At 44.7% G+C, this 12,330-nt stretch carries 10 protein-coding genes; 9 read left to right on the forward strand and 1 reads right to left on the reverse strand.

Annotation, left to right across the window (positions count from 1 at the left end; all coding sequences use genetic code 11):
- Positions 1–38 precede the first annotated feature (38 nt).
- The 7 genes from R7Q39_RS04275 to R7Q39_RS04305 all read left to right on the forward strand — a co-directional run bounded on the left by R7Q39_RS04275 (position 39) and on the right by R7Q39_RS04305 (position 7,847).
- The gene (locus tag R7Q39_RS04275) at positions 39–1,295 is read left to right on the forward strand and encodes an FAD-dependent oxidoreductase (protein ID WP_318075799.1); all 1,257 of its coding nucleotides are present in this window, start codon (positions 39–41) and stop codon (positions 1,293–1,295) included.
- Between the two features lie 123 nt (positions 1,296–1,418).
- Positions 1,419–2,492 (forward strand): polyamine ABC transporter substrate-binding protein, encoded by a 1,074-nt coding sequence (locus R7Q39_RS04280; protein WP_033905158.1) that lies wholly within the window; start codon positions 1,419–1,421, stop codon positions 2,490–2,492.
- An 86-nt stretch (positions 2,493–2,578) separates the two neighbouring features.
- Positions 2,579–3,553, forward strand: coding sequence for an ornithine cyclodeaminase family protein (locus tag R7Q39_RS04285; RefSeq protein WP_318075808.1), 975 nt, complete (start codon positions 2,579–2,581; stop codon positions 3,551–3,553).
- A 56-nt stretch (positions 3,554–3,609) separates the two neighbouring features.
- Positions 3,610–4,524 carry a dihydrodipicolinate synthase family protein gene (locus R7Q39_RS04290; RefSeq protein WP_005377851.1) on the forward strand — a complete coding sequence of 305 codons (915 nt, stop codon included), beginning with the start codon at positions 3,610–3,612 and terminating at the stop codon, positions 4,522–4,524.
- Positions 4,525–4,597: 73 nt separating this feature from the next.
- A complete protein-coding gene (locus R7Q39_RS04295; RefSeq protein WP_005377849.1) occupies positions 4,598–5,719 on the forward strand; it encodes an ABC transporter ATP-binding protein in 1,122 nt (373 codons plus the stop codon).
- A complete protein-coding gene (locus tag R7Q39_RS04300; RefSeq protein ID WP_318075801.1) occupies positions 5,716–6,996 on the forward strand; it encodes an ABC transporter permease in 1,281 nt (426 codons plus the stop codon). Before R7Q39_RS04295 ends, R7Q39_RS04300 begins: the two co-directional genes overlap by 4 nt.
- 2 nt (positions 6,997–6,998) lie before the next feature.
- A complete protein-coding gene (locus R7Q39_RS04305) occupies positions 6,999–7,847 on the forward strand; it encodes an ABC transporter permease (protein ID WP_213872803.1) in 849 nt (282 codons plus the stop codon).
- Positions 7,848–7,967: 120 nt separating this feature from the next.
- Here the strand turns inward: R7Q39_RS04305 and R7Q39_RS04310 are convergent, their stop codons facing one another.
- Positions 7,968–8,402, reverse strand: a complete 435-nt coding sequence (locus tag R7Q39_RS04310) for a hypothetical protein (protein WP_047100693.1) — start codon at positions 8,400–8,402, stop codon at positions 7,968–7,970.
- 445 nt (positions 8,403–8,847) lie between these two features.
- Between R7Q39_RS04310 and R7Q39_RS04315 the strand changes: the two genes are divergently transcribed.
- Both R7Q39_RS04315 and R7Q39_RS04320 read left to right on the forward strand, forming a co-directional pair.
- Positions 8,848–9,381, forward strand: a complete 534-nt coding sequence (locus R7Q39_RS04315; protein WP_047100692.1) for a hypothetical protein — start codon at positions 8,848–8,850, stop codon at positions 9,379–9,381.
- A gap of 351 nt (positions 9,382–9,732) precedes the next feature.
- Positions 9,733–12,177, forward strand: a complete 2,445-nt coding sequence (locus tag R7Q39_RS04320) for a collagenase (protein WP_318075802.1) — start codon at positions 9,733–9,735, stop codon at positions 12,175–12,177.
- Positions 12,178–12,330 lie beyond the last annotated feature (153 nt).

The following is a 12,330-nucleotide window of genomic DNA, read 5'->3' on the forward strand; positions in this document are numbered from 1 at the left end:
TACAATCTACGTTTTCAAGTGTGACTCGGAGCATATTTATGTTGGTCAAGGATGAAACAAAAAAGGAAAGGATCGCCGTGATAGGTGCGGGGATTATTGGCTTATCAATTGGATTGAAGTTGCAGCAGCAAGGTTATCAAGTCACAATTTTTGATCCCAATGGCGTGGGGAATGGATGCTCTAAGGGAAATGCAGGTCATATCGCGACTGAGCAAATCTACCCTCTTGCAACGCCAGCGCTGCTTCCACAATTACCTAAAATGCTGCTAGATCCCAAAAGTCCGGTTTCGATCCGTTGGCAAGATATTCCAAGCACTATCGGGTGGATGATTCGTTTTCTATTACAAACAAAGCCATCAGCCGCGGAGCAGGCAAAAAACGCGATTAAAACTCTTAACGAGCGGTCAGTGGCAAGTTGGCGTGGCGTGCTTGATTCAATCGGAAAAGCGCATCTAATAAAAATGAATGGTTCATTGCTCACTTTTGAAAACGAGAAACTGTTTAAAGACTACCAAAGTACGCTTAACTCACTGGCCAAAAACGGTGTGGCGTATCAAGTTTGGACGCAAGAGGCGATTCGAAAGCGGATACCTGATCTCAGCCATAAGGTTCGTGTCGGCGTCTTTTTTCCCGATACAGGACATACGCTAGACCCTTATCAGATCTGTGTTGAGCTAAGTGAAGCTTTTGAAGCTCTTGGCGGTAAGATTTTACAAAAAGGTGTATCTGCGTTGGAGAAAAATGGTGATGTGTTGGTTGAGTCTCAAACACATTCATTTGACCGAATCATTGTTGCCGCTGGTGTACATTCTAAGCCTTTGATATGGCAGCTAACCGGAGTCAAAGTGCCTATTCAAGCCGAGCGTGGTTATCACCTAATGGTGGATGACAAGCGTGATGTACTGCCATTTCCTATTAGCTCTGCCAATAGAAAATTCATCATGACTCCGATGTCTGGCGGGCTACGCTTGGCAGGCACTGTTGAGTATGCCGATGTAGAATCACCACCCAATATGAAACGTTCAGAAATGCTTTTTCAGTTAGGTGATGAGATGTTTGAATCGGAGTTAAATCCACTCAAGCAAGGAGAAAAGTGGATGGGTAATCGGCCTTCAACAGTCGACTCGTTACCGGTTATTGATAGCATTTGGGATGGAAATGTATTACTGGCATTTGGCCACCAACACCTTGGATTAACTCAAGCGGCGATTACGGCAGATCTCCTTTTAGAGCTTATCGAAGGAAAGCCGACATCGATTGATCTATCACCTTTTTCATTACAACGATTCGCCTGAAAAATTTAATATTAAATATTGTATAAAATATATTAAATGCTAATGTTAACTTAATTTTAACAAAAATGGTGTCCAACAGCCGTACTCGGATGCCTCCAGAAAAACAACCAAAAGGAGTAAAACATGTCACGAATGACCAAAGCACCATTGGCGCTGTTGATTTCAGGAATGCTGTTGGGGGCCTCTGCTTATGCTGAAGACAAATTGACGGTCGTATCTTGGGGTGGTGCATTCACCAAGAGCCAAGTGGAGGCATATCATAAGCCTTTCATTAAAAGAACAGGTGTTGAGATCGTATCCGAGGATTTCAGCGGCGGATTAGCTGAAATTAAAGCACAGGTGGAAGCGAACAACGTGCGCTGGGATTTGGTTTCTCTCGACAAGCCAGACATTGTTCGTGGTTGCGCCGAAGGGTTACTAGAACCAGTGAACCCAAGTATTTTGCCTCCGGGCGCAGATGGAACACCAGCACAAGAGGATTTTATTGATGGTGCGATTCACGAGTGCGCAATCAATACCATCGTAGTGTCCACTGTATTAGCGGTGAACGAAGACGCGTTTAAAGGTAAGGCTTTGCCAAGCAAGTTGACCGATCTTTTTGACCTAAAAACTTTTCCAGGTCGACGTGCATTGCAAAAACAACCTCAGGGCAATCTTGAGTGGGCACTATTGGCTGATGGTGTAAAGCCAGAAGAGGTCTACAGCCTGCTCGAAACCGAAGCGGGGCGTGAGCGTGCTTTTGCTAAGTTGGATACGATCAAATCAGAAGTACTGTGGTGGACAACAGGTGCCCAGCCACCTCAAATGCTTGCAGACAAAGAAGTGGTGATCGCCTCGGCGTTTAACGGCCGAATCCACAATGCCCGTAAGGATGAAGGTCAACCATTTCGGATTATATGGGACCGTCAAATGGGTTACATGAATGGATGGGCGATACCTAAAGGGAGTGAGAACACAAAGCTTGCATTGGACTTCATTGCTTTTTCTTCAGGAACAAAACCATTAGCTGATCAAGCTAAGTACGTTGCCTATGGGCCTACGCGTAAGTCGTCTTCGGCGGAGGTGAACCCAGACATTTTAGCGAACCTTCCTACCGCACCTCAAAACTTCCAAACCGCCTTCCTGATTAACGATGAATGGTGGTCAGACTACGCGGATGAACTCAATGAAGAGTTCAATACCTGGCTGCTTAACTAGGCGTTAATTTGTGTATGGGGTCGAGTTTTCATCCATAAGCGAGGTTCCGTACTTTCCTCAACTGTATTTATGTTTTCGGAGAAATGATGAAAGTCATCGAAGCACAGCAAGTCGCGCAATGTTTAACAATGAAGTCTCTTATTGAAACGATGCGTGAAATGTACTCGCGGCCAGCAACAATACCTCAACGCCGAGTCATGCCCTTAGAAGAGGGAGAATACGAGGCGTTTGCGCTACTTCCAGCTTGGAACCAGGAGTTGATTGCGGTGAAAGCCTTTACGTATTTCCCGCATAACCCTGAGCAAGGCAAAGATACGCTTGCATCTAAGCTGCTTGTTTTTAGACGAAACGATGGTGAGCCGCTCGCACTCGTGGACGGTAAAGTTTTAACGTTTTGGCGCACCGCCGCAGCTTCTGCGTTGGCAGCGGACTATTTGGCGCGTCCCGATGCTGATCGTCTGTTGATCTGCGGAACGAGCAATCTTGCGCCTTATTTTGCGTGGGCATACGCTGCGGTTCGCCCACTTAAGCAGGTTTATATTTGGGGGCGTAACTCAGATAAAGCCGAGGCGACGGTAGATGCCATTGTGTCATCTTCAGAGTATCAGTCGCTTCCTGATGAGCGTCGGTTTCGCGTTTCAGTCGTAGAAAAAGTGGACCACGTTATCAAACACGTTGACATCATCAGCTGTATTACTGCATCAGCAGAGCCTTTGTTTAATGGCGCAGACGTGCAGCCGGGCACCCATATTGATTTGGTCGGTAATCATGACTTGGACAAGCGTGAATGTGACTCCGAAGCAGTGCAACGAGCACAGGTGTATGTTGATAGCCGTATTAATGTATTAGCCGAAGCGGGCGATCTTCTCATTCCAATTCAAGAGGGCGTATTCACGTCAGACGATATCAAAGGGGAATTACCGCAGCTTTGCGCCCAACAAATCTCAGGACGTCAAAACGATGAGGTCATTACTTTATACAAATCAGTTGGCAGTGCTTTGGCTGATTTGGCCGCTGTAAAGGCGGTGTTGTTAGAAAATGGCATAGATAGCCATGTCTGAGCATTTTCGCTCGTTCATTTAAATTGCATACAATATACATATAAGGAAAGTAGTTCATGAAAATTGATTGGAAAGGTGTTTATCCGGCGGTCAGTACGCAATTTCGTCAAGATCAGTCAATTGACTTAGACGCAACGCAAACCGTTATAGACAACCAGATTAAAGATGGTGTGAATGGCATTATCTGCTTGGGTACTGTCGGTGAGAACTGCGCGTTGTACCCGGAGGAGAAACGCCAGGTTTTGCAAGCGGCAAAAGAAGTCGTAAATGGCCGTGTGCCTTTGATTGCTGGTACAGCAGAGTCTATTACCACAGCAGCTGTTGATTACATGCAGGATGCGTACAAAATTGGTATCGATGGTTGTATGGTGATGCCTGCCATGGTTTACCGCACGTCTGAGAGCGAAACGTTCGAATATTACCGCACGCTAGCAGAAGCAACGCCAGAAATGCCAATCATGATTTACAACAACCCGGTTGCTTATGGTGTCGATGTAAACCTCGATATCATGGCGAAACTGGCTGAGTTTGAAAGTATTGTAGCTATCAAAGAGTCGACCACTGATACTCGTCGTATCACCGAGCTTTACAATAAATTTGATGACCGCTTTACCGTGTTCAGTGGTGTTGATGACATCGCTCTTGAATCATTGATGCTAGGTGCGACCGGCTGGATTTCTGGTTTAACCAACGCATTCCCAGAAGAGTCCGTTGCGATTTATAAACTGGCAAGCCAAGGTCGTTATGCTGAAGCGTTAGAGATCTACCGTTGGTTCTTACCCCTACTGCGTTTAGACACCATTCCTACGCTGGTTCAGTGCATAAAATTGGCCGAGCAAGTCTGCGGACGTGGCTCTGAACAAGTTCGTGCGCCACGCCAACTCTTACAAGGTGAAGAGCGTCAACAAGTCATTCAAATGGTTGAACATGCGTTAGAAACCCGCTTAGACCTATCCAAATACAATCTGTAATTGTGCTGTTTAGTAGAGCGTTAACTGACGCTCTACTCATTCGTAATATTCAAAAAATGAGAAGAGGGAAGTCATGAGCACGGAAAACAAGGACTATGTCAGCTTTCAACACGTTAAGAAAACCTACGATGGCACGAATTTGGTGGTGAAAGACTTCAACTTAGATATTACTCCTGGAGAGTTCGTTACTATGTTGGGGCCGTCAGGATCGGGCAAGACCACTTGCTTGATGATGCTAGCAGGCTTTGAAACTGCGACCGGTGGAGACATTTATATCGATGGCGTTCCTGTCAATCATCTCGCGCCGCACAAGCGCGATATTGGTATGGTGTTTCAAAACTATGCGTTGTTTCCACATATGACCATTGCTGAGAATCTTGCGTTTCCTTTAAAGGTGCGAAAACTCGACAGTGACACGATTCAAAGCAAAGTTCAGAGTGTATTAGAAATGGTCGAGCTTGAGCATGTTGCGACTCGATACCCGAAGCAGTTATCAGGTGGTCAACAACAGCGTGTTGCGTTAGCGCGAGCATTAGTGTTTGAGCCTAAACTCGTGTTGATGGATGAACCACTAGGCGCGTTAGATAAGCAGCTGCGTGAGCAAATGCAGATGGAAATTAAACATTTGCATGAAAAGCTTGGCATTACCATTTTGTATGTGACGCACGATCAAGACGAAGCTCTCACTATGTCCGACCGTATTGCGGTTTTTAATCACGGCGAAGTGCAACAACTCGCGACACCAACCGAGCTTTATGAATCTCCGAGTAATACGTTTGTTGCGCAGTTTATCGGAGAAAACAACCAACTCTCAGGTTTAGTCAAAGAGTGGAACGGAAAGTATTGCCAAGTGCTCGTTGGGAAAGAGTTATTTACTGCGAAACCTGTCAGAGTCTCTGAGCAAGGGCAGAGAACAACACTTTCCATTCGACCAGAAAAGATTGTTATTCAACCAGAGAAAGCGTCTTGTGAGAACCAAGTCTCGGGCGTCCTACGAGAATTGATTTATCACGGTGATCATTATCGTCTGGTCGTCGAAGTAGAGAGCGTTGGTCACTTCATCGTTAAAGTACCTAACGATAATCGTAAACACTTGCAGTTAACGCCTGGCTCAATTTGTCGTATTGGTTGGCAAAGTGACGATTGCCATGCTCTTGATGGGACACAAACTCAAAGTAGCGAGGTAGCAGCATGAGTCGAGAGCTAACCGCATTAGATTCTGTATTGGAAATCGAACGCCAAGTTCATCAGCAAGAAACCAATCTGAAAGCGCAGTTGCAAAAGGCCGAGCGCCGAAAAAAGCTTCGCTCCATTATGCTCACAACGCCATTAGTGTGTTTTATTCTGCTTACGTTTGCTTTTCCTATCCTCGACATGCTTTATCGAAGCGTGGATAACCGAGAAATATCCCTGTCACTCCCACAAACTATTCAAGCTTTAGAAAGTTGGGATTATCAAGGTCAGCCTCATCAAGAAGTCATTGAGGCATTCTCTGTTGAGGTACTTGCGCTTTATCAAAGCAAAGAGCTACCGAAAATAGCCAACCGGATGAATATTGAAGAGTCTGGTATGCGCAGTTTACTCATGAAAACCGGCAGAAAGTTGTCTCGGTTGACGTCGCTGCCGATCTCGGTGACACAGCTAGCTAAGCTGGATAAGCGTTGGGCTAATCCTAAATATTGGGCCGCGTTTAAGAATCTTAGTGGCGCATTAACATTCAGTCATTATCTTGCAGCGCTAGACTTGCAAGTGAATGAGTTTGGAGACATTGAACCCCAACCAGAAAAACGCCAAATATACGTCGACCTTTTCTTTAAAACTTTTTGGATGTCTATTTCAATCACCTTAATTTGTTTGGTGATGGCGTACCCCGTTGCTTACCTGCTTGCCAATTTACCTGATAAGCGCGCGAACTTACTTTTAATTATTGTGCTGCTGCCATTTTGGACATCATTGTTAGTCAGAACCACGTCTTGGATTGTTCTGCTGCAAAACCAAGGGGTCATTAATGATCTCCTTATTTGGTCGGGTTTTACTTCTGAGCGAATTCAGATGATTCACAATACCTTCGGAACGGTGGTGTCTATGGTTCACATTCTGTTGCCGTTTATGATCCTGCCTCTGTATAGCGTAATGAAAGGAATTAGCCCAACTTATTTCCGTGCCGCTCGTTCTCTAGGCGCGACGCCTTTCATTGCGTTCATCAAAGTTTATATGCCGCTTACGTTACCGGGTATAGGTGCGGGGGCCTTGCTTACTTTCATTCTTTCTATTGGCTTCTACATTACGCCCGCTTTGGTTGGTGGAAGAAGCGGACAGATGATCTCCAATATGATTGCCTATCATATGCAGACATCACTGAACTGGGGGATGGCTGGCGCATTGGGTGGACTGCTTTTGTTCGTTGTACTGGTTCTGTTTTATATGTTCAACCGTGTGCTTGGCATTAACAACCTTAAGGTAGGGGGATAACCATGGCATTACCAAACTATGCATCAAAAGTAGAGCGAGTTGCTTACGCAGGTTACTTAGCTTTTTGTGGGGTGGTGCTGTTCTTTTTAATCGCTCCAATTCTGACCATCATCCCGTTATCGCTTAATGCAACGCCTTACTTTACTTTTACCGAGGGGATGTTAAACCTTGACTCGGCAGCGTATTCTACTCGCTGGTATCAAGAAATGTTTACTAGTGATCAGTGGCTGTTGGCGCTGAAAAACAGCACGTTTATTGCTTTTATGGCGACACTCGTTGCAACAGGGCTAGGAACTCTGGCGGCGTTGGGTTTAGCAAGTAGTAATTTGCCTTTTCGCAATACGATTATGGCGCTGTTGATCTCACCCATGATCGTACCAGTCATTATCTCTGCTGCTGCGATGTACTTTTTCTACACACGCTTTGGCTTATCACAAACTTATTTAGGCATCATTTTGGCACACGCTGCGTTAGGTACGCCTTTTGTCGTCATTACCGTTACTGCGACGTTAAGCGGCTTTGACCATAGCTTGATAAAAGCGGCGGCTAGCTTAGGCGCAAACCCTGTTTATACTTTCAGACACATTACCTTTCCGCTGATTCGTCCGGGGATGATATCTGGCGGCTTGTTTGCTTTTGGCACCTCGTTCGACGAGGTTGTGGTGGCGTTATTCCTGACTGGGGCAGAACAAAAAACCGTTCCGAGGCAGATGTGGTCAGGAATTCGAGAGCAAATTAGTCCGACCATATTGGCGGTCGCTACGTTGTTGATTTTTATGTCGGTGTGTTTGCTCGTGACATTAGAAGTTTTGCGTAGACGTAATGTACGCATTCGAGGCATTCAAGAGTAACCAAACTTTTTCTTTGTTGGTCACTTTGCACTTTTGTTTAGGGGCACCTCAATTTTTGACCAAATGCGCCTCATTGTAGGCGCTTGTCTTTTTTGTGTATCTTCAGCGATGACTGACATATCACTCTGGTAGCTTAATGCCAGCTTGCTCGAAACGTGCCAAAGGCGACTTGTTTGATCGCTGATACCAACTAGCTGGCATGTTTGATTTAAGTCGCGCTTTTTCTTCCTTGCTAATCACAACATAATGCAAAAACGTATCAAGTGTGGTTCCCATCACGTCGAATGTCATTTCCCCATCTTTGCTGATGGCTTTCAATAACCCAGCGACGGTTTCCTCAGAAATTAACGGTTCAACCACCGCGTTTTTTCGCTCTTTTATTGACGTTGAAGCGGGCAGGTTTGCACGTGCCGTCTCCCAGCAAACTTTGTTGGTTTTACTGATAAGGTTGTGCTTGTAGCAGTAGTAACTGAATAAAAAGCGTGGCAGGTTTTGCCAGCGTTCGGCTTGGACTTCTAACCAAAGGTGTTGTAGCTCAATATCAGCGTCGGTCATAAATATTATGGAAGATTATTAAAGTAGTGGCATTCTAACGTTTCATCAGCGATGCCGTCTATGATTCGGTTACTTCCCATCTTTATGTTGACACTTTGATTTTCAATGAAACAGTGACTTCTTATTACTGTAAATAGTGAGTGATTTGTCCAGTTTCTGACATTAGTGTTTGACTTGGGTAGTAGAGTGTGGGCGTTTTTTGTTTTGAAGCGTCAATATACATCATCACATACTTACGTCTTACTCTTTCTGAAATAAATACTTTTATCAAAGTAACTGTGTGATTTTCATTCAAATAGTATGTGTTTCATGGTGATGAAAATTCTGTTTATTGCGCTACAATCGAGTGTCGTTCGTAGAATGTAGCCTAATGACGAAAACCTTGCGTCTTCTATCTGGCTTTTTGTGTGCTACTTTTTAATAAGTATCTTTTGGGTGGGTTTTTATGTTTGGAGTTAAAAGAAATGCTGCTATCTCTGGCTTGTACCAAGCGAGTGAACTTAAAGCAAAGCTGTTCTCCAAGGATTTGGAAATCTTAAGACTTAGAGCTGAAACTGAGTTTAATAAAGTGCTTGATGAGCTACTAAGAATTAAAGATAACAATTCAAGGCTTCGTGAAAGTGGGCTTATTGATAAGCTTGAGCAAGAGAAGTCTAAATGGAACAGTGATCAGCTCAAAGACATCGAGCAACGTATAAGTAATGTCGAGTTCTGTATTAAGGATTGTGCTTTATATGTCAGCAACATTGAGTCCCAATTCGCTGAGGATAGCGATTTAGGATATGGTGAATTGAGCAGTCGTTCCCTTGAAGACGAGTTGGAAACACTATCTTTTAGTAAGATCCTTAATGCATCTGCGCATGAGTACTTTTATAACTCTAAAGAGTATGAAATGTACCTTGAAAACACACCAAATACCGAATTTTTGCACGCGTTAAAAGAGCAAATTACCGCACTCTTCGACCACAAAGCAGCCTAGAGCCTACAAAAGTATTAGCCCATTGTCCGATTCCTTCTTTAGGGGCTTTGATTCGCGAATTTTTATCGACCCACTTTGGAGTATACCTAGCCATTTAACGTGCTGGGTATACTCGTATAACTAAACGTTTCTTCTCTAGCTCATCTCTATTTTTTAACAAATACGAATTTTTAAAGTTCACTCCGTGTTCCTTCTAGTACCAAAAACTGATACCGCCACATCTAGTTGTTAACAAAATGTTTCTTCTTGTCTTGCGAGTAGATTATATGGAGATGCTCTTGCAGTAATAAGGGCAGTGGCGATGCAAAAGACGTAATGCATCTAAGGAAAACTCAATATAGAAGAAATTAGATGGAACTGAAGACTTTGAGTGTCGCGATTGCGACAACATTAACCAGCACTGGCGTATTTGCGTTAAGCGAGCCAGTTTCTCAAGTTACAGAGCAACATGCACATTCGGCTCATACACACGGTGTTGAATCCAATCGAGTTGAATACCAACCAACCGCAACTCTCCCTATTCAGCCCTCCAAGGCAACTCGAGTACAGTCACTTGAAAGCCTTGATGAGTCGAGCACTGCTTGTGATTTGGAAGCATTGGTTACCGAAAGCAGTAACCAATTGATCAGCGAAATTTTAAGTCAGGGCGCGACGTGCGTGAACCAGTTATTCTCTGCTGAAAGTCGGATTCAGGAGTCGGTATTTAGCTCCGATCATATGTACAACATTGCGAAGCGCACTACGACATTGGCGAAGGGGTATACAGGTGGCGGGAGCGATGAACTCGAAACGTTTTTCTTATACTTGCGCGCGGGTTATTACGCCGAGTTTTACAATGACAACATCTCATTTATTGAATGGGTTACCCCAGCGGTGAAAGAATCCGTGGATGCGTTTGTTAATAACGCAAACTTCTATGAGAACAGCGACCGTCACGGCAAAGTGCTTAGTGAAGTCATCATCACTATGGATAGTGCGGGCTTGCAGCACGCGTACTTACCGCAAGTGACCCAGTGGCTTACACGTTGGAATGATCAATACGCCCAGCACTGGTATATGCGCAATGCAGTTAACGGTGTTTTCACTATTTTGTTTGGTGGGCAGTGGAACGAGCAATTTGTGCAAATAATTGGCAACCAAACGGACCTTGCCAAAGCTTTAGGCGATTTTGCTCTGAGGGCATCATCAATCGGTGCTGAAGATGAGTTCATGGCCGCGAATGCGGGGCGAGAGCTCGGGCGTTTGACCAAGTATACGGGTAACGCGAGTTCTGTTGTGAAGAGTCAGCTGAGTCGAATCTTTGAACAGTATGAAATGTATGGTCGGGGTGACGCGGTTTGGCTTGCGGCGGCGGACACTGCCTCATATTACGCAGATTGTAGTGAGTTCGGAATTTGTAATTTCGAAACTGAGCTAAAAGGCTTAGTGCTATCGCAAACTTATACTTGTAGCCCGACAATCCGAATTTTGTCTCAGAATATGACGCAAGAGCAACACGCGGCCGCATGTTCTAAAATGGGTTACGAAGAGGGTTACTTTCATCAGTCATTAGAAACTGGTGAACAGCCAGTAAAAGATGACCACAATACTCAGCTCCAAGTCAATATCTTCGATTCAAGCACCGATTATGGTAAGTACGCAGGGCCAATTTTCGATATTAGTACTGACAATGGCGGTATGTACTTGGAAGGCGATCCTTCCCAGCCGGGGAGTATTCCCAACTTTATTGCTTATGAAGCCTCTTATGCGAACGCGGATCACTTTGTCTGGAACTTAGAGCACGAATACGTGCATTACTTAGATGGTCGATTTGATCTCTATGGAGGGTTTAGTCATCCAACTGAAAAAATAGTGTGGTGGAGTGAAGGCATTGCAGAGTATGTCGCTCAAGAAAATGACAACCAAGCAGCACTTGAGACGATTTTAGACGGCTCGACATATACCTTAAGTGAGATTTTCGAGACTACTTATGATGGGTTTGATGTCGATCGAATTTATCGTTGGGGGTACTTAGCTGTACGTTTTATGTTTGAAAATCATAAAGATGACGTAAACCAAATGCTGGTGGAAACACGCCAAGGGAATTGGAGCAATTACAAAGCAACGATCACCCAATGGGCGAATTTATATCAAAGTGAGTTTGAGCAGTGGCAGCAAGCCCTTGTCTCAAATGGTGCACCTAATGCAGTCATAACCGCAAACAACAAGGGGAAAGTCGGTGAAAGCATTACATTTAGCAGTGAAAACAGTACAGACCCAAACGGGAAGATCGTCAGCGTCTTATGGGACTTCGGTGATGGCTCGACAAGTACACAAACCAAGCCGACGCACCAATATGGGAGTGAAGGGGAGTATTCGGTCAGTCTAAGTGTGACAGACAGTGAAGGCTTGACGGCAACCGCCACTCATAGTGTTGTTATCTCAACGTTGGGCGGTAATGACACATTGCCACAAGACTGCGCGGTGCAAAGTAAAGTAAGCGGTGGGCGCCTAACAGCAGGAGAGCCTGTTTGCTTGGCAAATCAACAAACCATTTGGCTGAGCGTGCCAGCGGTGAATGAGAGCTCAAATCTGGCGATAACGACGGGGAACGGTATGGGCAACCTAAAGCTTGAATACAGTAACTCTGGTTGGCCGGATGGTGCTAATCTTCACGGGTGGTCAGATAATATTGGTAATGGAGAGTGTATTACGTTGTCAAATCAGAGTAACTACTGGGGCTACGTTAAAGTCTCTGGTGACTTTGAGAATGCCGCCATCGTCGTTGATTTTGATGCTCAGAAGTGTCGTCAGTAGGGCATTTTAACTGCATCATTTTAATTTAATTGATCGCCTCGCTAACATTGCGGGGCGTTTTTGTTTTTCACGCCGTTATCTCTATAAAAAAACCAGCCCGAAGGCTGGCAAACAAGGAGTTTGAGATGAAAATGAAAACGTTATAAAGCTTGC

Source organism: Vibrio sp. 947 (assembly GCF_033339115.1).
In the GTDB taxonomy this organism is placed as follows: domain Bacteria; phylum Pseudomonadota; class Gammaproteobacteria; order Enterobacterales; family Vibrionaceae; genus Vibrio; species Vibrio alginolyticus.